The organism is Pseudomonas sp. 22082, from assembly GCF_052046055.1.
GTDB lineage: Bacteria > Pseudomonadota > Gammaproteobacteria > Pseudomonadales > Pseudomonadaceae > Aquipseudomonas > Aquipseudomonas pharyngis.
Window position 1 is genome coordinate 79,528 of sequence record NZ_JBQEQB010000002.1, and the last position, 21,411, is coordinate 100,938.

Annotated in this window: 19 protein-coding genes; 10 read left to right on the top strand and 9 right to left on the bottom strand. The window is 61.6% G+C overall.

Features of this window, described 5'->3' with window-relative positions:
• Positions 1 to 152 precede the first annotated feature (152 nt).
• Positions 153 to 2,762 (bottom strand): bifunctional aconitate hydratase 2/2-methylisocitrate dehydratase, encoded by a 2,610-nt coding sequence (gene acnB, locus ACTJK9_RS02870; protein WP_039767143.1) that lies wholly within the window; start codon positions 2,760 to 2,762, stop codon positions 153 to 155.
• Between the two features lie 469 nt (positions 2,763 to 3,231).
• On the opposite strand from acnB, the gene ACTJK9_RS02875 reads away from it, so the two are divergent.
• Positions 3,232 to 3,702 carry a DUF1289 domain-containing protein gene (locus ACTJK9_RS02875; protein ID WP_039767141.1) on the top strand — a complete coding sequence of 157 codons (471 nt, stop codon included), beginning with the start codon at positions 3,232 to 3,234 and terminating at the stop codon, positions 3,700 to 3,702.
• Positions 3,703 to 3,828: 126 nt separating this feature from the next.
• Here the strand turns inward: ACTJK9_RS02875 and ACTJK9_RS02880 are convergent, their stop codons facing one another.
• Entirely contained in the window at positions 3,829 to 4,692 is an 864-nt protein-coding gene (locus ACTJK9_RS02880) for a universal stress protein (RefSeq protein ID WP_085610661.1), read from the bottom strand.
• A 159-nt stretch (positions 4,693 to 4,851) separates the two neighbouring features.
• Here ACTJK9_RS02880 and ACTJK9_RS02885 point away from each other — a divergent pair, with 159 nt between their 5' ends.
• The 3 genes from ACTJK9_RS02885 to ACTJK9_RS02895 all read left to right on the top strand — a co-directional run bounded on the left by ACTJK9_RS02885 (position 4,852) and on the right by ACTJK9_RS02895 (position 7,595).
• Positions 4,852 to 5,460, top strand: a complete 609-nt coding sequence (locus ACTJK9_RS02885; RefSeq protein WP_085610660.1) for a tRNA-(ms[2]io[6]A)-hydroxylase — start codon at positions 4,852 to 4,854, stop codon at positions 5,458 to 5,460.
• Positions 5,461 to 5,600: 140 nt separating this feature from the next.
• Positions 5,601 to 6,308, top strand: coding sequence for a winged helix-turn-helix domain-containing protein (locus ACTJK9_RS02890; RefSeq protein ID WP_440811977.1), 708 nt, complete (start codon positions 5,601 to 5,603; stop codon positions 6,306 to 6,308).
• On the top strand, positions 6,309 to 7,595 hold the full coding sequence (locus ACTJK9_RS02895) for an ATP-binding protein (protein ID WP_440811979.1): 1,287 nt from the start codon (positions 6,309 to 6,311) through the stop codon (positions 7,593 to 7,595). It abuts the gene before it with no gap.
• 34 nt (positions 7,596 to 7,629) lie between these two features.
• Here ACTJK9_RS02895 and ACTJK9_RS02900 read toward each other — a convergent pair whose 3' ends face one another.
• Positions 7,630 to 8,529, bottom strand: coding sequence for a bestrophin family protein (locus ACTJK9_RS02900; RefSeq protein WP_440811981.1), 900 nt, complete (start codon positions 8,527 to 8,529; stop codon positions 7,630 to 7,632).
• Between the two features lie 29 nt (positions 8,530 to 8,558).
• Positions 8,559 to 9,557, bottom strand: a complete 999-nt coding sequence (gene moaA / locus ACTJK9_RS02905) for a GTP 3',8-cyclase MoaA (RefSeq protein WP_440811983.1) — start codon at positions 9,555 to 9,557, stop codon at positions 8,559 to 8,561.
• A 356-nt stretch (positions 9,558 to 9,913) separates the two neighbouring features.
• Here moaA and ACTJK9_RS02910 point away from each other — a divergent pair, with 356 nt between their 5' ends.
• The 4 genes from ACTJK9_RS02910 (at position 9,914) to ACTJK9_RS02925 (ending at position 14,936) form a co-directional block, all read left to right on the top strand.
• Positions 9,914 to 12,238 carry an FdhF/YdeP family oxidoreductase gene (locus ACTJK9_RS02910; protein ID WP_221397604.1) on the top strand — a complete coding sequence of 775 codons (2,325 nt, stop codon included), beginning with the start codon at positions 9,914 to 9,916 and terminating at the stop codon, positions 12,236 to 12,238.
• A gap of 109 nt (positions 12,239 to 12,347) precedes the next feature.
• Positions 12,348 to 13,763: a cytochrome ubiquinol oxidase subunit I gene (locus ACTJK9_RS02915; protein WP_440811986.1), complete on the top strand. Its 1,416-nt coding sequence runs from the start codon at positions 12,348 to 12,350 to the stop codon at positions 13,761 to 13,763.
• A gap of 17 nt (positions 13,764 to 13,780) precedes the next feature.
• Positions 13,781 to 14,797 carry a cytochrome d ubiquinol oxidase subunit II gene (gene cydB / locus ACTJK9_RS02920; RefSeq protein WP_221397602.1) on the top strand — a complete coding sequence of 339 codons (1,017 nt, stop codon included), beginning with the start codon at positions 13,781 to 13,783 and terminating at the stop codon, positions 14,795 to 14,797.
• Positions 14,784 to 14,936: a DUF2474 domain-containing protein gene (locus tag ACTJK9_RS02925; RefSeq protein ID WP_074688757.1), complete on the top strand. Its 153-nt coding sequence runs from the start codon at positions 14,784 to 14,786 to the stop codon at positions 14,934 to 14,936. The genes cydB and ACTJK9_RS02925 overlap by 14 nt, the downstream gene beginning before the upstream one ends.
• Positions 14,937 to 15,020: 84 nt before the next feature.
• Here the strand turns inward: ACTJK9_RS02925 and ACTJK9_RS02930 are convergent, their stop codons facing one another.
• A complete protein-coding gene (locus ACTJK9_RS02930; RefSeq protein ID WP_064597492.1) occupies positions 15,021 to 15,872 on the bottom strand; it encodes a CAP domain-containing protein in 852 nt (283 codons plus the stop codon).
• Between the two features lie 199 nt (positions 15,873 to 16,071).
• Between ACTJK9_RS02930 and ACTJK9_RS02935 the strand changes: the two genes are divergently transcribed.
• Entirely contained in the window at positions 16,072 to 16,692 is a 621-nt protein-coding gene (locus tag ACTJK9_RS02935) for a cell wall hydrolase (protein WP_085610654.1), read from the top strand.
• Here ACTJK9_RS02935 and ACTJK9_RS02940 read toward each other — a convergent pair.
• Entirely contained in the window at positions 16,689 to 17,576 is an 888-nt protein-coding gene (locus ACTJK9_RS02940; protein ID WP_085610653.1) for a LysR family transcriptional regulator, read from the bottom strand. The two genes, ACTJK9_RS02935 and ACTJK9_RS02940, sit on opposite strands and share 4 nt — an antisense overlap.
• Before the next feature lie 103 nt (positions 17,577 to 17,679).
• Between ACTJK9_RS02940 and ACTJK9_RS02945 the strand changes: the two genes are divergently transcribed.
• Positions 17,680 to 19,080, top strand: coding sequence for an MFS transporter (locus ACTJK9_RS02945; RefSeq protein WP_085610652.1), 1,401 nt, complete (start codon positions 17,680 to 17,682; stop codon positions 19,078 to 19,080).
• Here the strand turns inward: ACTJK9_RS02945 and ACTJK9_RS02950 are convergent.
• Genes ACTJK9_RS02950 through ACTJK9_RS02960 form a run of 3 tightly spaced genes read right to left on the bottom strand, consistent with a single transcriptional unit; the run spans position 19,025 to position 21,378 of the window.
• A complete protein-coding gene (locus ACTJK9_RS02950) occupies positions 19,025 to 20,440 on the bottom strand; it encodes a heavy metal sensor histidine kinase (RefSeq protein ID WP_440811992.1) in 1,416 nt (471 codons plus the stop codon). The genes ACTJK9_RS02945 and ACTJK9_RS02950 overlap by 56 nt on opposite strands.
• Positions 20,437 to 21,108 (bottom strand): heavy metal response regulator transcription factor, encoded by a 672-nt coding sequence (locus ACTJK9_RS02955; protein ID WP_236189051.1) that lies wholly within the window; start codon positions 21,106 to 21,108, stop codon positions 20,437 to 20,439. The genes ACTJK9_RS02950 and ACTJK9_RS02955 overlap by 4 nt, the downstream gene beginning before the upstream one ends.
• Positions 21,109 to 21,120: 12 nt before the next feature.
• The gene (locus ACTJK9_RS02960) at positions 21,121 to 21,378 is read right to left on the bottom strand and encodes a DUF2790 domain-containing protein (RefSeq protein WP_064597487.1); all 258 of its coding nucleotides are present in this window, start codon (positions 21,376 to 21,378) and stop codon (positions 21,121 to 21,123) included.
• Positions 21,379 to 21,411: the final 33 nt, after the last annotated feature.

A 21,411-nucleotide genomic window follows, 5' to 3' on the forward strand; every position in this document is an offset into this window, starting at 1 on the left:
CCGTTTGATCTTGTGAAACAGAAAGGCCGATCTGCCTCGCAGGTCGGCCTTTTTTTGTGCCTGCGATCTTCGCGGGGCGAGGCCCCATCCGGCAGGCATAAAAAAACGCCGCTCATCTCGCGATGGGCGGCGTTTTTCATTGCGTTGCAGCGTTAGGCTTGAACGACAGGGATCTTGGCGTTCGCAGCCGCTTCACGGAACTCGGCAATCTGGTCGAAAGACAGGTAGCGGTAAACATCGGCCGCCATGCTGTCGATCTTGCCAGCGTATTCCATGTACTCCTCGACGGTCGGCAGGCGACCCAGGATCGAAGCAACGGACGCCAGCTCAGCCGAAGCCAGGTAGACGTTCGCGCCGTCGCCCAGACGGTTCGGGAAGTTACGGGTCGAGGTCGACACCACGGTGCTGTTCGGCTCAACGCGTGCCTGGTTACCCATGCACAGCGAGCAGCCTGGCATTTCCATGCGGGCGCCGGCTTTGCCGTAGATGCCGTAGTAGCCTTCTTCGGTCAGTTGGTGAGCGTCCATCTTGGTCGGCGGCGACAGCCACAGACGGGTTGGCAGCTGACCCTTGACCTGATCCAGCAGTTTACCGGCAGCGCGGAAGTGACCGATGTTGGTCATGCACGAACCGATGAACACTTCGTCGATCTTCTCGCCAGCAACGCTGGACAGCAGACGGGCGTCGTCCGGGTCGTTCGGCGCGCACAGCACAGGCTCGCTGATGTCGGCCAGATCGATTTCGATGACTTCGGCGTATTCGGCGTCGGCATCGGCTTCCATCAGTTGCGGGTTGGCGATCCAGGCTTCCATCGCTTGAGCACGACGCTCCAGGGTACGCGCATCGCCGTAGCCTTCGCCGATCATCCAGCGCAGCAGGGTGATGTTGGACTGCAGGTACTCGGTGATCGACTCTTTCGACAGCTTGATGGTGCAACCGGCAGCCGAGCGTTCGGCCGAGGCGTCGGACAGTTCGAACGCCTGTTCCAGAGTCAGACCTTCCAGGCCTTCGATTTCCAGGATGCGGCCGGAGAAGGCGTTTTTCTTGCCTTTCTTCTCAACGGTCAGCAGACCGTTCTGGATGGCGAAGTAAGGAATGGCATGAACCAGGTCACGCAGGGTGATGCCAGGTTTCATTTTGCCTTTGAAGCGCACCAGGATCGATTCCGGCATGTCCAGCGGCATGACGCCGGTGGCAGCGGCGAACGCGACCAGGCCGGAACCGGCCGGGAACGAGATGCCCATCGGGAAACGGGTGTGCGAGTCACCACCGGTACCCACGGTGTCCGGCAGCAGCATGCGGTTCAGCCACGAGTGGATGATGCCGTCGCCCGGACGCAGGGAAACACCGCCGCGGGTCATGATGAAGTCAGGCAGGGTGTGGTGGGTGGTCACGTCGATCGGCTTTGGATAAGCCGCGGTGTGGCAGAAGGACTGCATTACCAGATCAGCGGAGAAGCCCAGGCACGCCAAGTCTTTCAGTTCGTCACGGGTCATTGGACCGGTGGTGTCCTGAGAACCTACGGTGGTCATCTTCGGTTCGCAGTAGGTGCCAGGACGAACGCCTTTGCCTTCTGCCAGACCGCATGCCTTGCCGACCATTTTCTGCGCCAGGGTGAAGCCCTTGGTGCTTTCAGCCGGTGCTTCAGGCTTCTTGAACAGGTCGAACGCTGGCAGACCCAGTTCGGCGCGAGCCTTCTCGGTCAGGCCACGGCCGATGATCAGCGGGATACGGCCGCCGGCGCGGACTTCGTCCAGCAGCACCGGGGTCTTCATTTCGAAGGTGGTGATGACTTCGTCGGTACCGTGCTTGCAGACTTTGCCTGCGTGCGGGTACAGGTCGATCACGTCGCCCATGTTCATGTTCGATACGTCGAACTCGATTGGCAGTGCGCCGGCATCTTCCATGGTGTTGTAGAAGATCGGGGCAATTTTGCTGCCGAAGCAGAAACCGCCAGCGCGCTTGTTCGGAACGTAAGGGATGTCGTCGCCGAAGAACCACAGGACCGAGTTGGTCGCCGATTTACGCGAGGAACCGGTACCGACCACGTCACCGACGTAGGCGATAGGGAAGCCCTGGCCGCGCATTTCTTCGATCTGCTTCATCGGGCCGGTCTTGCCTTGCTCGTCCGGAACGATGCCGTCACGGGCCATTTTCAGCATGGCCAGGGCGTGCAGCGGGATGTCTGGACGCGACCAGGCGTCTGGCGCAGGGGACAGGTCGTCGGTGTTGGTTTCGCCAGTCACCTTGAAGACGCGCAGGCTGATCTTGTCGGCCAGCACCGGGCGCTTCTTGAACCACTCGCCGTCAGCCCAGGATTGCAGCACGGCCTTGGCGTGAACGTTGCCGTTCTTGGCCTTTTCAGCCACGTCGTGGAAAGCATCGAACATCAGCAGGGTGTGCTTGAGTTCCTCGGCGGCCACTGGCGCCAGCTCGGCATTGTCCAGCAGTTCAACCAGGGTCACGATGTTGTAGCCGCCCTGCATGGTGCCGAGCAGTTCTACAGCGCGCTTCTTGTCCAGCAGAGGGGAGGAGACTTCGCCCTTGGCCAGTGCGGAGAGGAAACCGGCCTTGACGTAGGCGGCTTCGTCCACTCCTGGTGGTACGCGATTGGTGATCAGGTCAACGAGGAAAGCTTCTTCGCCAGCCGGAGGATTCTTCAGCAGCTCGACCAGGCCTGCAGTTTGTTCGGCGTTAAGCGGCTGGGGAACGATACCCAGGGCTGCACGCTCTTCGATATGTTTGCGGTAGGCTTCAAGCACAGTTATTACCCTCATCAGTGGTCCCAAATGGGTGTCCGGGACGCTCATCCCGAAATTGCCGTACTCATGCTCCTCACGACGTTGTGGGTCGTTCGGCCAGAATTACCGGCAATTCCTTACAGAAGCTGCTTTCAAAGTTTTACGCCTGCAGAACGGGGAGCTGATGAGGGTTGGCGTATGGCTTTTCCCCGCTGGAAAAACCTTACGCCAACACCGCTCTGAAGGAACGACTGTGCTCGTGACGCTTTGAAAACAGCTTCTAACGGACATTGGCGCCTAAAAAGGCTGGCTGATTCTACGGCAAAAAAAATTTAAAGGTAAGTCGCGCTCTATTGGACTTTGGTTGCGTTGTGCGCGGCTGGGGCAAACCCTGATCCGGCGCTTGTCCCTGACGTTTGAGGGGTGATGAATGGCGGACAAAGGGCTAACATGCCGACCTGTTCCGCGTTTCAAGTGTTTTGCCCACTCTATGCCCAATCAGACCATCAAGACCCCTTGCGTCGGCCTCTGCTCCACCGTTTACGGTGATCTGGTGTGCCGTGGCTGCAAGCGTTTCCACCACGAAGTGATCCATTGGAACGGTTACAACGAGGAGGAAAAGCGCGCGGTCTGGCTGCGTCTTGAGCAATTGCTGTCACAAGTGATGGCGAGCAAGGTCGAGGTCTTCGATCCGGCGCGTCTGCGCCTGCAACTGGAACAGCGCAAGATCCGCTTCGTGCCGCATCAGTCGGAATATTGCTGGGCATATCAGCTGATCGCCCGGGGCGCGCGGGTGATCATTAATCTGGAAGCCTACGGCATGGTGCTGCTGCCGGAGTTTCGCGACTGGAACCTGCCGGAACTGCGCGATGCCATTGATCGGGAATTTTTCCTGCTGTCGGAAGCGCACTATCAGCGCTACATCGCCCCCGGTTTTCTCAAGGATGCCCTCGGCGACTAAAGGTCAAAAGCTTCGCGAGCAAGTCGAATCGTCGCACCGTCGCTCCCACATTGGATTAATGCCGTTCACAAAACCATTGTGGGAGCGGGCTTGCTCGCGAAGGGGCCGATTCAGGCACCGCGGGCCTTAATGTTTGACCGCCAACTCGACCAAATGGTCTTCAACCTCCTGAGGCTTGAGTATCAGCACGTCACTTTCCAACGTATCCAGCACCTGTTCAGCCGTGTTGCCGATCAAGGCACCGGATACCCCGCTGCGCGCCACGGTGCCAATCACCGTCACCGCCGCCTGCAGCTTGTGCGCCATGAACGGAATCAGCACGTCTGCCGGGCCTTCCTCGACATGCAGATGAGCGTCATCAATGTCGAATTCAGCCTGAAACGCCCGGCATTGCTCGCGATAGCGCGCCTCGATGGTTTCCTTGAGCTGGAACGTCGGGTCGGCCGCCGACAGCATCGGCGACGGATGAGCGGTAATCACGTGAAGGTGCCCCTTGGCCAGGCTGGCGATGTCGAACCCATGGTCGATGATCGTGGTGTGCAGATGACGGTGTTCGCCGTCGGCATTGCCCACGTCGACCGCTGCAAGAATCACCTTGTCCTTCCACGAACCGGCGGTCTTCACCAGCAGCACCGGAGTAGGGCAGTGGCGCAGCAGCTTCCAGTCCGCCGGGGTCAGCAGGGCCTTTTTCAGCGAGCTGTCGGGGAAATGCTGTTTGATCACCAGCCCGCAGCCTTCGGCCTGCTGCACGTCGATGATGGTTTCGTGCAGGCTCTCGTTCCACGCCTGTTCGGTGGTGACGCTGTAGCCGTCGGCCAGCAGCGCGGCCTTGAGCACGCTGAGCATGCCGGCGTGATCGTGCTTCTTGTCGCAGACCAGCAGGTGCAGATGGGCCTGGGTCACCCCGGCGATCAGCTTGGCGCGCTTGAGCGCCAGGCTTTCCGCGTGTTCGGGTTCGATGACCACCAGAATGCTGCGAATGGCTTGCATGAGTGAGTCTCCAGCAATGAAAAGGCACGGCGTTGCACAACTATAGTTGCTGCGCATCCGTCTGCGACTTGATGCATATCAACGCCGGCCGCTGGTGGTCTGCGGGCAGGCCGGTATAATCGGCGCCCTTCGCTCGAACACCTTTTGACCGTGAGCCCCATGATCCTTCCCGAAATCCACGAATTCCTTGGTTGCCGCACGCCTGACGCCTGGGTCCAGGCCGCGCTGGCCGATCAGGAAACCCTGCTGATCGACCACAAGAACTGCGAGTTCAAGGCCGCCAGCACCGCGTTGAGCCTGATCGCCAAGTACCATTCCCACGTCGATCTGATCAACATGATGTCGCGTCTGGCCCGGGAAGAACTGGTGCACCACGAGCAGGTGATGCGCATCATGAAGCGACGCAAGATTGAACTGCGCCAGCTGCATGCCGGCCGTTATGCCTCGAGCCTGCGCAAAGTGGTGCGCAGCCATGAACCGGTGAAACTGGTCGACACCCTGGTGGTCGGCGCCTTCATCGAAGCGCGCAGTTGCGAGCGGTTCGAAGCGCTGGTGCCGCATCTGGACGAAGAACTCGGCAAGTTCTACTTCGGCCTGCTGAAAAGCGAGGCCCGGCATTTCCAGGGTTACCTGAAACTGGCCTACCAGTACGGTGACGCCAAGGACATCGCCCAGGTGATCGAGAAAGTCCGCGCCGCCGAGCAGGACCTGATCGAATCGCCGGACGAGGAATTCCGCTTCCACAGCGGCGTACCCGTCGCGGCATGAATTGTTAAAAACTCTTAAGAGTATGAAACATCAACGAAAACCGGCCCCGGAGGCCGGTTTTTGCTGCCTGCGATAAACGACTCGCCCGCGAATGCCGCCATAATGGCGCCCACTTCACAAAGCGGTTGGCGGCGGTTGTTATGGATAACCTGGGTTTTGGCAGAGTCCTGCTGGTGGAAGACGATGAGCGGCTGGCCGCGCTGATCGCCCACTTTCTCGAACAACACGGCTACGAGGTACACACGGTGCATCGCGGCGATCTGGCCGTGGCCGCGTTTCTCGAATTCAAGCCCAAAGTGGTGGTGCTCGACCTGATGCTGCCGGGGCAGAGCGGCCTGCACGTGTGTCGGGAAATCCGCAGCGTGTCGGACACACCGATTGTCATCCTGACGGCCAAGGAAGATGACCTCGACCACATTCTGGGCCTGGAGTCCGGCGCCGATGACTACGTGATCAAACCGATCAAGCCGCCGGTCCTGCTCGCGCGCCTGCGGGCCCTGCAACGCCGGCAGGTGCCGGACAGCGGCGTGGTCAGTTCACTGGAGTTCGGCAACCTGATCATCGACCGCAGTTGCCGCGAAGTGCGTCTGGCGGGCGAGCTGATCGAGCTGACCACCATGGAATTCGAACTGCTTTGGCTGCTGGCCAGCGCCGCCGGCAAGATCCTGTCGCGCGATGACATTCTCAACCGCATGCGCGGCATCGCGTTCGATGGCCTCAACCGCAGCGTCGACGTTTACATCAGCAAGTTGCGTAACAAACTCAAGGACAACCCTCGCGAACCGGTGTGCATCAAGACCGTGTGGGGCAAGGGTTACCTGTTCAATCCGTTCGCGTGGGAGTTGTAGATGCTGCGGTTATTTCTCGGGCTGTTTCTGGTGATGACGGTCGGGCTGGTGGCGGCGCTGCAAACCGTCGAACACACCTTCAACGCGTTGCTCGACAACCAGATGCAGGCCTACAACCGTGAAGCGGTGCGCGGTCAGGCCTGGTCGCTGGTCGAACACATGCGCGACCAGCAGGGCGCGGCGCGTGAGGCGCAACTGGAGGCGTTGCGTCCGCACTACGGGCTGACGTTGAGCCTGGTCGAGGCTGACCAATTGAACCTCACTGATCAGGAAAAAGCCGAACTGGCCCAGGATGTGTTGGTTATTCGTGACGATTACACCCAGTTCATCAGCAACATCGACGGAGGTTCGCAGTTGCTCAGCATCAAGCTGCCGCCCGAGCCGAGCCTGATGCCGTTCTACATTGCCGGGGCCTACCTGATGCTGGCTGTATTGCTGGGCATCGTTCTGTACTTTTGGGTTCGCCCGCACTGGCGCGATCTGGAAAAACTCCGGCTGGCCGCCGAGCGTTTCGGCGACAACGACCTCTCGGTACGGATCCAGCTGTCCAAACGCTCGAACATCCGCGACCTGGCCGGCCACTTCAACCTGATGGCAGCGCGCATCGAGGGGCTGATCGCCAATCAGCGCGAACTGACCAACGCCGTCTCCCACGAACTGCGCACGCCGATTGCCCGGTTGTCGTTCGAGCTCGATCAACTCAAGCAGCAACCGGACGCCAGCCAGAACCGCGAACTGATCGCCGACATGTATGCCGACCTCGGCGAGCTGGAAGAAATGGTCTCCGAACTGCTGACCTACGCCAGCCTCGAACGTGGCGCGACGGTGATTACCCGCGAAAATATCCAGGCGGCCAACTGGCTGGACAGCGTGGTCGGCAGCGTAGCCCTGGAGGCCGAGGCGGCCGGTGTGCAATTGCTGATCGTTGATTGCCGAGTCGATGAAGTACGGATCGAACCGCGGTTCATGGCGCGGGCGGTGATCAATCTGCTGCGCAATGCCATTCGCTATGCCGAGCAGCGGGTCGAGGTGTCGCTGGTGCGCATCGGCGATCAATACGAAGTGCAGGTCAACGACGACGGCCCGGGCGTGCCGCTGGAAGGACGGGAGAAAATCTTCGAACCGTTCTCGCGCCTGGACGCCAGCCGTGACCGCCGCACGGGCGGCTTTGGCCTCGGTCTGGCGCTGGTGCGGCGGGTGTCTCAATCCCATGGCGGGCAGGTCGACGTCGGCGATTCACCGTGGGGCGGGGCATCGTTCCGCATGACCTGGGCGCATCTGGATTGATGAGTTTCCCTCCCCGGAAGGGGGAGGCAGTCGATTAACTGAGGACGTAGTCCACCGGTTTCAGCGCTGGCGGCAACGGCTCAGTCCCCAGCTCCGCCAGAATGTCCCGCTCGATGCTGCGCACCAGCGCATCGGTCGGCAAGTCGTTTTCATCCCGGCCGAACGGGTCTTCCAGTTCATCGGCAATCGCATCCAGACCAAAAAAGGTGTAGCTGACAATCGCCGTGAACAACGGCGTCAGCCAGCCCAGCGGTTCGGCCATGGCGAACGGCAGCAGGATGCAAAACAGATAAATCGTGCGGTGCAGCAGCAAGGTGTAAGGGAAGGGCAGCGGCGTGTTCTTGATCCGCTCGCACACCGCCTGCGCCTGGGTCAGGCTGGTCAGGTGATTGGCCAGCAGCATGTAGCGCCATTCGCTGAGCTCGCCTGACTCATGCAGATCGGAACATTGCTGACCCACCGTCTGCAGGATGCGCCCGCTGTAGTCCGGCACCTGCGCGTCGTGCTGCGGGGTGATCCACTCGGCGCTGGCGGCGGCTTCGTTTTCCCGGCGCAAGCGCGCATTCAGCGCGTGGGCAAAACCTGCGAGGTTGAGCAGCAACAGACGGCGCTGCGCCGATTCGCGAATCACATGGGTTTCGCGAATCATCGAGCGCACATGCACGATCACTTCACCCCAGGCCTTGCGCGCTTCGTACCAGCGGTCGTAACAGGCGTTGTTGCGAAAATTCATGAAGATCGACAGCGACAGGCCGAGCAGGGTGAACGGCGTGGCGTTGACCTTGGTGAAGTTGCTCGGGTGGAGCATTTCCACCAGCACGATGGCCGACGCCAGCAGCGTCACCATCAGGGCGCGCAGGGCGATGCGCTTGGCAATCGAGCCTTTGAGGGTGAAGAGAATGGCGAATTGATTGACCTTGGGTCGGATGATCATGCGGCTCTCTGCCTTGCAAAGGTGGCGGATCAGCCGCCGGTCATGTTCATGAAACGCACCACTTGCACGTCGTCGTTCACTTCAAAGTTGTGCCGGTAAGGCTTGAGTTTCATCGCTTCGATGATGGCTTTCTCCAAGCGTTCCGGTTGACCCGGATGGGCACGCAATACCGCCTTCAAGTCCACCGAATGCTCGTTCCCCAGACACAGTAGCAAACGCCCCTCGACCGTCAGCCGCACCCGGTTGCAGGTGCCGCAGAAATTGTGGCTGTGGGGCGAAATGAACCCCAGCCGGATGTGCGGCGCTTCGGCCAGCCGCCAGTAGCGCGACGGGCCCTGGGTCGATTCGGCGGAGTCGATCAGGGTGTAGCGCTCGGCGATCTTTTCGCGCACCTGAGTGCTGGAAAAGAACGACTCGGCGCGGCTGTGTTCGCTGATGATCCCCAGCGGCATTTCCTCGATGAAGGAAATATCCAGATCCCGCTCGATGGCGAACTGCACCAGATCATTGATCTCGTGATCGTTGCGGCCCTGCATCACCACGCAGTTGAGTTTAGTGCGGGTAAATCCGGCGGCGCGTGCGGCGTCGATGCCGTCGATCACCTGGCCCAGGTCGCCGGTGCGGGTCATCTGTTTGAAGCGCTCGGCATCAAGGCTGTCGAGGCTGACGTTGAGGCGTTTGACCCCGGCATCGAACAGCGGGCTGGCCAGTTTGCCGAGCTGCGAGCCATTGGTGGTCAGGCACAGTTCGCGCAGGCCGGGCAGGGCGGCGATCTGCTTGCACAAGCCGACGACACCGGGACGAATCAACGGCTCGCCGCCGGTCAGGCGAATCTTGCGGGTGCCCAGTGCAACGAAGCTTTGCACCAGTTGATAGATCTCCTCCAGCGTCAGCACCCGTTGGCGCGGCAGGAACTGCATGTCTTCAGCCATGCAATACACGCAGCGGAAGTCGCAGCGGTCGGTGACCGACATGCGCAGGTAGTCGACGCGGCGGTTGTAACCATCGATCAAGACGCGCTCTGACATGACAGCCTCGCTTGGGTGAAATCCGCTATTGAAGGGATTGGGTCGGCGCAGATTATGAGCAACTTGAGACAGCGTCCAATCACTCTTGATTACCGGCCGATTGATGCTGTCGATGATGAAAATATTATTCGTCATTTTTCCCTTCCTGGCTTTGCAAGTGCCCGGATTTAAAGGGATTAAGTCGGTGATAGATGCTTTCGATAACGCAGTCATTAATAGCGATTAGACAAGGTTTTGCAGCGGTTCCTATCCTTGGCTCCGTCAAACGAAACGACCGCTTTTTAACTTGAAAGTCAGTCGTCGCTGTTTAAACCCGATCAGGTTTTTGCCTGTGTGCATCGTCATGGAGAAGTCCCATGTCACAAGTCGACCGTTACAAACCCTACAAGGGCGCCGCTGCGGGTTGGGGCGCTGTCATCAGCCTCACCAAGAACTGGCTGGGCAGTGAAAACGCCCTGAAAAACATCCGCGCCATGCTCAAGACCAACCAGAACGGCGGCTTCGACTGCCCAGGTTGTGCCTGGGGTGAAGCACCCGGCGCGAGCATGTTGAAGTTCTGCGAGAACGGCGCCAAAGCGGTGAACTGGGAAGCCACCGGCCGCCTGGTCGATCCGGCGTTCTTCAACAAGTACACGGTCTCGACCCTGGCCGAGCAAAGCGATTACTGGCTTGAGTATCAGGGCCGGATCACCCATCCGATGCGCTACGACGCGCGGGTCGACCGCTATGTCGAAACCACCTGGGACGACGCCTTTGCGCTGATCGCCAAGCACCTCAAAGGCCTGAAATCGCCCCACGAGGCCGAGTTCTATACCTCGGGTCGCGCCAGCAACGAAGCGGCGTTTCTCTATCAGTTGTTTGTCCGTGCCTACGGCACCAACAACTTCCCGGACTGCTCGAACATGTGCCACGAAGCCAGTGCGGTGAGCATGGGCGAGAGCCTCGGCGTCGGCAAAGGCACGGTGGTCTATGAAGACCTGCACCATGCCGACGCGATTTTCGTGATCGGCCAGAACCCCGGCACCAACCACCCGCGCATGCTCGAACCGCTGCGTGAAGCGGTGAAGCGCGGCGCTCAAGTGGTGTGCATCAACCCGCTCAAGGAACGTGGGCTGGAGCGTTTCCAGAACCCGCAGAACCCGATCGAGATGCTCAGCAACGGCTGGGAAGCGACCAACACCGCGTACTTCCGCCCGGCACTGGGCGGCGACATGGCGATGATCCGCGGCATGGCCAAGTTCCTGCTGGAGTGGGAGCGTGAAGCCCAGGCCACCGGCGGCGAGCCGGTGTTCGATCACGCCTTCATTGCTGAGCACACGTCGGGGCTCGACAGCTACCTGGCCGAAGTCGATGCCACGAGCTGGGAGCACATCGTCGAGCAGTCCGGCGTGCCGCTGCATGACATCGAACTGGCAGCGCGCATGTACGCCCGGGCCAAGAGCGTGATCATGTGCTGGGCCATGGGCCTGACCCAGCACGTACACTCGGTGCCGACCCTGCAAGAAGTCATCAACCTGCAACTGCTGCGCGGCAACGTCGGCCGTCCGGGCGCCGGGCTGTCGCCGGTGCGTGGGCACAGTAACGTGCAGGGCGACCGCACCATGGGCATCAACGAACTGGCCCCGACCGAGCTGATGGACGCCCTGGAAAAGCGCTTCAACTTCAAGGTGCCGCGCATGCACGGCCACAACACGGTGATGGCGATTGGCGCCATGGAACGCGGCGAAGCCAAGGTGTTTATCGGGCTGGGCGGCAACTTCGCTCAAGCCACGCCGGACACGCCGCGTACCCACGCCGCGATGCGCAAACTGGACCTCACCGTGCACATCTCGACCAAGCTCAACCGTAGCCATCTGGTGACCGGGCGTGATGCGTTGATCCTGCCGTGCCTGGGCCGTACCGACATCGATGTTCAGGCCGAAGGCCCGCAAGGCGTGACAGTGGAAGACACCTTCAGCATGGTGCACTTGTCGTTCGGTCAACTGAAGCCGAAGTCGGCGCATCTGAAATCCGAGCCGGCGATCATTGCCGGAATCGCTGCCGCCACATTGGGCAAACACCCGATCGACTGGGAATGGGCGGTCGGCGACTACGGACGCATCCGCAACCTGATCGCCGACGTGATTCCGGGCTTCGAGAATTTCAACGAGAAGCTGCTGATCCCCGGTGGTTTCCACCTCGGCAACAACGCCTCCGACCGGGTCTGGAACACCGAATCCGGCAAGGCCCAGTTCACCCCGTGTGTGCTGCCGGAGCATCTGATCAGCGAAGGCGTGCGTAACCTGCCGGTCAAACCGCATCTGATCCTGCAAACCATGCGGTCCCACGATCAGTACAACACCACGCTGTACGGCCTCGACGACCGTTATCGCGGGGTCTACGGTATGCGCGACGTGGTATTCGCCAACGAACAGGACATCCGCCGACTCGGTTTCGAACCGGGGCAAAAGGTTGATCTGGTGGCGCTGTGGGGCGACGAGCGCGAGCGTCGGGTCAGCGGTTTCACCTTGATCGCCTACGACATTCCCGCCGGGCAGGCTGCCGCGTACTACCCGGAAACCAACCCGTTGGTGCCGCTGGAAAGCTACGGCGACCGCACCTACACGCCGACCTCCAAATTCGTGGCGATCCGCCTCGAAGCGGCCGAGGCGAGCAACCTGATCCCGTCGTCGGTGGCCTGACCGAACCACGCGATCCAACCCTTTTGCATTTTGACTGGCTGCAGGCGTTCGCGCCTGGCGGTGGCCCGGCCGTGTGCTGCCGCTTTTCAGCCTTGATGAGGACATCATCATGTTCAACCTGGAGGCACTGGACCTGGCGCGAATTCAATTCGCGTTCACGGTTTCGTTCCACATCATTTTCCCGGCGATCACCATTGGTCTCGCGAGTTTCCTGGCGGTGCTCGAAGGCCTGTGGCTGAAAACCCGTAACGACACTTACCGCGATCTTTACCACTTCTGGTCGAAGATCTTCGCCGTCAACTTCGGCATGGGCGTGGTGTCGGGGCTGGTCATGGCGTACCAGTTCGGCACCAACTGGAGCGGATTTTCCGACTTCGCCGGCAGCGTCACCGGGCCGTTGCTGACCTATGAAGTGCTGACCGCGTTCTTCCTCGAGGCCGGGTTCCTCGGGGTGATGCTGTTCGGCTGGAACCGCGTGGGCCGTGGCTTGCACTTCTTCGCCACGGTGATGGTCGCCATCGGTACGCTGATCTCGACCTTCTGGATTCTCGCCTCCAACAGCTGGATGCAGACCCCGCAGGGCTTCGAGATCGTTGACGGCCGGGTGATGCCGGTCGACTGGCTGGCGATCGTGTTCAACCCGTCGTTCCCGTTCCGTCTGGCGCACATGGCGATTGCCGCGTTCGTTGCCACGGCGTTCTTCGTCGGCGCTTCGGCGGCCTGGCATTTGCTGCGCGGCAACGACAGCAAACCGGTGCGCAAGATGTTTTCCATGGCGCTGTGGATGGCGTTGATCGTGGCGCCGATTCAAGCGGTGGTCGGTGACGCCCATGGCTTGAACACCCTGGAACACCAACCGGCGAAAATCGCCGCCATCGAAGGCCATTGGGAAAACGCCGACAACGGTCCGACCCCGTTGGTGCTGTTCGGCATCCCCGACATGCAGGCGGAAAAGACCAAATACGCGATCGAGATTCCGTACCTCGGCAGCCTGATCCTCACCCACAGCCTCGACAAGCAGATTCCGGCGCTCAAGAGCTTCCCGAAAGAAGACCGGCCGAACTCGACCGTGATTTTCTGGAGCTTCCGCGTGATGGCCGGGCTGGGCATGTTGATGATTCTGGTCGGTGTGCTGGGCCTGGTGTTGCGGCGCAACGGCAAGGTCTACCGTCATCGCGGCTTCCAGCGGCTGGTGCTGCTGATGGGGCCAAGCGGACTGATTGCGCTGCTGGCGGGTTGGATCACCACCGAAGTCGGGCGTCAGCCGTGGGTGGTGTACGGCCTGATGCGCACCCATGACGCGGCGTCCCATCACTCGGTGGCGCAGATGAGCACCTCGTTGGCGCTGTTCGTCGTCATCTACTGCTCGGTGTTCACCGTGGGCATCGGCTACATGATGAAACTGGTGAGCAAGGGCCCGCAGCCGCACCACGAACATCCGCCCGAAGGCACTCAGGTGCAGACCCCGCGCCGGCCACTTTCGGCGGTCACCGACAACCTCGAATCCGCGACCCGGATCCACTGAAAAAGGAGCGTTGAGTCATGGGTATTCAAGGTATTGATCTCTCGTTGATCTGGGGCGTGATCATTGCCTTCGGGGTGATGATGTACGTGATCATGGACGGCTTCGATCTGGGCCTCGGGATCCTGTTCCCGATGATCAGCGACGAGCAGGAGCGCGACGTGATGATGAACACCGTCGCACCGGTGTGGGACGGCAACGAAACCTGGCTGGTGCTCGGCGGGGCGGCGTTGTACGGCGCGTTTCCGCTGGCTTACGGGGTGATTCTGGAGGCGCTGTATCTGCCGTTGATCTTCATGCTGGCGGGTCTGATTTTCCGTGGGGTGGCGTTCGAGTTTCGCTTCAAGGCGCCGGCTGAAAAACGCCATCTGTGGGACTGGGCGTTCATTGGCGGTTCGCTGCTGGCGACGTTCTCCCAGGGCGTGGTGATCGGCGCGTATGTGTCGGGAATTCCGGTGGTGAATCGGGAGTTCGCCGGTGGCGGTCTCGACTGGCTGGCGCCGTTCCCGCTGGTCTGCGGCGTCGGTCTGGTGATCGCCTACGCCTTGCTCGGCAGCACCTGGTTGCTGGTCAAGACCGAAGGCATGCTCGAATCGCGGATGCGCCACTACAGCCGTCCGCTGGCGTGGCTGTTGCTGGCGATGGTGGTGGTGATCGGCGTGTGGACGTTGCAACTGCATCCGGAACTGGCCAGTCGCTGGTTCAACCATGCGCACCTGACCGTGTTCGCCGGGCTGGTGGTGTTGGCGGTGCTGGCGCTGTTCGGTCTGTTGCGTTCGCTGCGTCAGCGCCACACCCACTGGCCGTTCGTGTTCACCCTGGCGCTGATGTTCCTCGGTTACGTCGGCCTGGCAATGAGCATCTGGCCGAACATCATCCCGCCGTCGGTCAGCCTGTGGGCGGCGGCTTCACCGGCCACCAGCCAGCTGTTCGCCCTGATCGGTGCGCTGTTCATCCTGCCGGTGATCCTGATGTACACCTTCTGGAGCTACTACGTGTTCCGCGGCAAAGTGAGGATTGGCGATGGCTACCATTGAGATGCGTGAAGTGAAAAGCCGCTGGTACAAACGCCTGGGCTGGTTGCTGTTGATCTGGTCCGGCAGCGTGGTTTCGCTGGCGGTGGTGGCGAGTCTGCTGAAACTGGCGATGTATGCGGCGGGGATGAGGACTCATTGACCATAAAAAAACCGGAGCCTGGCTCCGGTTTTTTATTGCCTGCGGTTTACTTCCTCCCCTCGGGGGGAGGAACTGCCTTGAGGTTTACTCCCCGCCAAACATCGCAGTCCAGTAAATGCCGGCACTGCTCTTCGGATCGACTGCGTACGCAGCGCCGAGCTCACGATACTGAGGGTTCATCAGGTTGGCGCAATGACCGGGGCTGGCGAGCCAGCCGGCGACGACCTTCTGCACCGTGTCCTGCCCGGCGGCGATGTTCTCGCCGACCTGCTGGCCGCTGTAGCCGGCCAGTTCGGCGCGGTCGCCGGGAGTGCCGCCGTTGCGGTCCTTGTGGTCGAAATAATTGTTGTTGGCCATCTCGCGGCTGTGTTCCTGGGCAACGCCGCCAAGCACGGCGTTCCATGCCAGCGGCGTGGTCGCCGCGAATGCCTGACTGCCGCACTGGCGCGGTTGGGCGCGGGCGGCATTGAGTTGTTCGAGGAGTTTCTGGCCTTCCGCCTGACCGTCGCCGAGGCGGGCCGACAGCAGCGGTCGGGCCAGAGTGATGCGCCAGTCACGGTCGGCGCGACTGACACCGATATCGACGAACTGCGGATCCAGCACCACCTGACAGAAGCTCTCCTGAATCGCCTTCATCGCCGACGCCGCGTCCCGTGGTCCGTTCAGGGTGATCGCCTGCACGTTGACCATCGGGTAGCGAGCGCTGGACATCGCCTGCTGCAAATCCACCACGCCGGTGGCCGGCAGAATCAGGCGCGGATCGGCCGACAGCGGCGGCAATTCGCTGGACGCCTGGCTGCCACAACGCTGCGGCTGGCTGCGGTAGCTGTTGATCGATTCGATCAATTGCGACTCGTCGGTGGCCATGGCCGAAGTGGCCAGCGCCAGGCCCACGGACAACGCGGCGAGTCGCAGAACGGATGGCATGAAGCGCATGGAAATCTCCCTTGGGCTGAGTGCGCACATCATGCGCGAAAGGGCCCCGGTTGGTGCAATGTCTTTTTCTTCATGGCACGGATTTTTCTGCGGAACGATCCTGTGAAAATTGCCGTCTACACTTCGCGAAGAGCCCGGGATCCGGGCGTCTCAACCACGTAACACTTTGCCCGCAGCGGGCCCTGCCGGAAGAATGATCATGGGATTGAACGGGTTGCTTTGCTGTCTTGCGTTGACCCTGCTGAGCGGTACGGCACTGGCCACCGATCAGGCGCCGATCAAGGAAAAGGCTGAAGCGAAAGCCGAAGTACTGGAAGAGAAAGCGGCCGACAAACCCGACGCGCCCCCAGCACCCAAATCCGAAGCCATCACTCCGACCGAAGCCCAGGCGGTCGACCCCGCCGGCGCTGCGCCGCTGGACGATCCGATCACCTGTCTGGCACGCAGTATCTATTGGGAAGCCAAGGGCAAGGACACTGCCGACATGGAAGGCGTGGCCAGTGTGGTGATGAACCGTCTCGGGCATGACGGCTTTCCGGGCACGGTCTGCGAGGTGGTCAAGCAGGGCTCGGAAACCAGGAGTTGCCAGTTTTCCTGGTGGTGCGACGGGCGTCCGGATCAGGTCAAGGAGGACGCCGAATACGCGCTGGCCAAGGAAATCGCCGGCAAGGCACTGAACCGCCAGCTCACCGACCGCACCCATGGCGCCCTGTATTTCCACGACCGCAACGTTCATCCGAGTTGGGCGAAGGAATACAGAAAAACCGCCGAGACCAAGAAATTTCTGTTCTACAAACCCGCTGGCGGGGACGCGCGTTAGGCGCAGACTTCCCGCACACAATTGCGCAGCCAACGATGCGCCGGGTCGGCGTCCATGCGCGGGTGCCAGAGCATCGATACGCTGATGTCCGGCATCCGGAATGGCAAGGCGAAACTGTGCAGACCCGTTCGCAGTTTGCTGGTGTGACGCTCCGGGACAGTGGCGATCAGGTCTGATTCACGGACCAGCGTCAGCGCCGCCGAAAACCCGCCAAACGAGGTGACGATGTCCCGCGTCAGGCCGAAGGCGAGCAATGCTTCGTCCACCGGGCCGCTGCTGCGTCCACGGCGTGACACCAGAATGTGCTGGCCTGCGGCGAAGCGTTTGGCGCTGACCTTGCCGCTGCTCAACGGATGCCCCAAGCGCACCACACCAATCCACTGATCGCGGAACAGAATGCGGCTGTGCAGCGTCGGGTCGGTGCTGTCGTCGACCACGCCGGTTTCCAGATCCACCCGACCTACGCGCAACAGCGTGCTGTCCTTGTCGGCCTTTTGCACAAAGCGCAGGCGCACGCCGGGCGCCTCTTCGGCGATGCGGGCGAGCAGAGCGGCGGCGAAGGTTTCGACAAAACCGTCGGTGTTGCGCAGGGTGAAGGTGCGCCGCAACTGGCCGGGATCGAGCACTTCTGCCGGGCGCAAAACCGCTTCGGCTTCCTGCACCAGATAACTGACCCGGTCACGCAGCTCCAGCGCACGCGGGGTCGGCACCAGTCCTCGGCCGGCGCGCACCAGCAGCGGATCGCCGATAGTTTCGCGCAGCCGGGCCAGCGCGCGGCTCATGGCTGACGGGCTCAGACGCAGGCGTTCGGCGGCGCGAGCGACGCTGCCTTCGCTCAGCAGCACGTCGAGGGTGATCAACAGGTTCAGATCCGGTGCATTCATGACATGGCGTTCCATGCAGGTATCAAGTGCAAAGCATGCGTCTTGCGCCTTGTATTGTCGAGGCTCAGGCTATGTCCCATGACTTCTGCCTTGTGAGCCTCCCATGCACCGAGAACCCCTGAGCCCTTCAGCCCGCTGGGCGCTGACCAGTCTGGCGCTGTCGATGCTGATGCCGTCGCTCGACACCAGCATCGCCAACTCCGGATTGCCCACGCTGGCGGCGGCGTTCGATGCGACCTTTCAACAGGTGCAGTGGATCGTGCTGGCCTATCTGCTGGCGGTCACCACGTTGATTGTCAGCGTCGGGCGACTGGGTGACGGCTTCGGGCGGCGGCGTTTGCTGTTGATCGGCATCGGCATCTTTACCGCTGCTTCGCTGGCCTGCGCACTGGCGCCGAGCCTTGGCTGGCTGATCGGTGCGCGGGCGGTGCAGGGCCTGGGCGCGGCGATCATGTTCGCGTTGACGGTGGCGCTGGTGGCCGACGCGGTACCCAAATCCCGAGCCGGCAGTGCGATGGGCTTGCTGGCTACGATGTCGGCCACCGGCACGACCCTCGGGCCGTCGCTCGGCGGGCTGTTGATGGCGTATGTCGGCTGGCAGTCGATTTTTGTGATCAACGTGCCGTTGGGCTTGCTCAATGCGTGGCTGGTGTATCGCTATTTGCCGAAGGATCGGATCGTGCGCTCGGGTGTTGCATTTGATTATCCCGGCACCGCCGTGTTGATGCTGACGCTGGCGGCTTATGCGCTGGCGATGACAATCGAAGGACTTACCCCGACGTTGCTGTTGCTCAGCCTGTTGGGCGTGGGGTTGTTCATCCTGGTCGAGAAGCGGAGCAAGGCGCCGCTGATTCACCTGTCATTGTTCACCGACACGCGAATCAGCAGCAGTCTGGCGCTGACCTTGCTGGTGACCACGGTGATGATGACCACGCTGGTGGTCGGGCCGTTTTACCTGAGCCGAGGTTTGGGGCTCACCAGCACTCAGGTCGGACTGGTGTTGTCGATCGGGCCGTTGCTGGCGGCATTCAGCGGCGTACCGGCCGGGCGGCTGGTGGATCATTTCGGCGCGCGGCGGATGGTGCCGGGTGCGTTGTTCGGCCTGGCCTGCGGTTGCGGTTTGTTGGCGCTGTTTCCGGTGAGTTTCGGAGTGCTTGCATACGTGCTGCCGATCACGGTGGTGGCCTTGAGTTATGCGCTGTTCCAGGCCGCCAACAACACCGGGTTGATGTCCGGCGTTGCTCAGGATCAGCGCGGCGTGGTCTCGGCCATGCTCGGGCTGTCGCGCAATCTGGGGTTGATCACCGGGGCGGCGGCGATGGGCGCGGTGTTTGCACTGGCCACGGACGATCCGACTCAGGCACCGGCCGAAGTTATTGCGGCCGGCTTGCACATGACTTTCGGCGTGGCCTCGGCATTGATGTTCGCGGCGTTTGCGCTCGGTGCCTTCACACACCTGCGTCTCGCGTCTCCCGTGCCGGAAAGAACAGTTCAAAGCAGGTGATGCCGTCGGCGCTGCTGACGCTGTAGCGGCCCTGATGCAATTGCATGATGGTCGCGACAATCGACAGGCCCAGTCCGTTGGATTGGGCCGAGCGCTCGCGGGACGGATCGACGCGGTAGAAGCGTTCGAACAGCCGCGACAGGTGTTCGGCAGGAATGGTCGCGCCCTGATTGCGTACCCGCAGATAACTGCCGTCCGCTTCAGCCACGGCCTCGACCTGCAACGTCGAATCCGCCGCGCCATACTTGATCGCATTGGCGCACAGATTGGCCAGGGCCCGGCGCAGCAGCATCGGCTCTGCCCAGATCACACCGCTGCCACTGGCCTCGATGGTGACGCCGACATCGGCGGCCAGCCCTTCGAAGTAATCGGCAATGCGTTGCATCTCATCACCGGCGTCCAGTTCCTGACGCTGACTCAGCGCGCTGGCCGGGTCGGTGCGGGCGAGAAACAGCATGTTGTCGAGCATCCGCGCCAGCCGTTCGAGTTCTTCGACGTTGGAGGCGAGCAACTGTTGATAGGCGTCGACGCTGCGATTCTGTTGCAGGGCAACCTGAGTTTCACCGAGCAGGTTGTTGATCGGCGTGCGCAGTTCGTGGGCCATGTCGGTGGAGACCTGGCTCAGTTGCGCAACCCCTCGGTCGAGCCGGTCCAGCATCGCATTGAAGGCTTCGATCATCGGCTGCAATTCACGAGGCGTGCCTTGGCGGTCGAGGCGTTCGCCGAGGTTGGCGATGCCGATCCCGTGGGCATGCCGGGCAATCCGCCGCAATGGCAGCAAACCGCGATACACCAGCAGGCAACCCACCAGCGCCAGCACAATCGCTGCCAGTGACGCGAGGCCGTACACGCTGAGCCGGTAATTGGCGAGCATTGCCGTGCGCTCGGTCATCAGGCGTCCGGTGAGCACCTGCAGGTTGCCCAGATCGCCTGAGTCGATGGTCGCCGCCACCGCCGAAAACGGCACACCGTCGACGCTCGGCAAGTGCTGTACATCGCTCAGGGCCATCGGATGATCGATCGGTACGGCGGGCAAGTTCGGGGTGGCGAGGTTGCCGGGGTTGACCACCAGCAGCGGCGGCTGGCCGGGGGCGCCGATGGTCAGCAAGGCTTCGCGGTTGCCGAGCATGTTCTGAAACAGCGCCGGCTTGTTCTTGATCAGCTCCAGGGTGTTGCTGTCGTTGAGGAAGGTGCGCAACTGATCGACGCGACTGACCAACTGGATGTCGTCGCGGCGAATCAGAGCTGCTTCCAGCTGGTTGTACAGTGCCGCGCCCAGGCCTGCCAGAGCGGCGAAGGCAAGCACGGCGAAGACCAGCGCCAGGCGCAAGGTCAGGGAATACGTGCCGGCGACTTTCATGGCTGGGTATCGAAGCGGTAGCCGATGCCGCGCACGCTGTGGATCAGCTTGAGCGGGAACGGATCGTCGATTTTCGCCCGCAGGCGGCGCACGGCGACATCGACCACGTTGGTGTCGCTGTCGAAATTCATGTCCCACACTCGCGAGGCGATCAGCGAGCGCGACAGCACTTGCCCTGTGTGGGTGGCGAACAGTTGCAGCAGGGCGAATTCCTTGTTGGTCAGGGTGATCCGGTTGCCGGCGCGGCTGACCCGACGCTTGAGCACGTCGATCTGCAGATCGGCCACCTGCAATTGCTCATCTTCATGGATCGGCCCGCGCCGGGTCAGGGTGCGCAGGCGCGCCACCAGTTCGGCGAAGGAAAACGGCTTGATCAGGTAATCGTCGGCGCCCAGTTCCAGGCCTTTGACCCGGTCGGCGATGTCGTCGCGGGCAGTCAGGAACAGCACCGGCGTGTCGGTTTCCTTGCGCAGCCGGCGCAGCACTTCCCAGCCATCCATTTTCGGCATCATCACGTCCAGCACGATCACGTCGAAGTCGAATTCCAGCGCCAGGTGCAGACCGTCGGCGCCGTCCCGGGCCAGGCTCACGCTGTAGCCCAGTTCCTGCAGGCCGTTGAGCAAGTAATTGCCGGCCTTCGGTTCGTCTTCGACAACAAGGATATTCATGGCTACTGCGCCTCAATGGTCGTTGGTGCAGCCGCTGCCTTGCACTTGATAGTCCAGCACATGTTCACGGCCCTGGTGGTCGAGGTAGTCGAGCTGCGCGGGGATCACGCCGCAGGCCTGGGAAATATCGGTGCTGGAGAGGACTTTGTCGACATCCAGGTGCACGAAGAAGCCGGTTTTGTCATGAATGACGGCAGCGTCCGGCGCAGGTGCGGCGAACACGGAACCGGTGGCGAGGAGGGCGGTGAAGGCGAGGATCAGGGTTTTCATGATGGGTCACTCGAATCGTTGAAGTTGATCGGC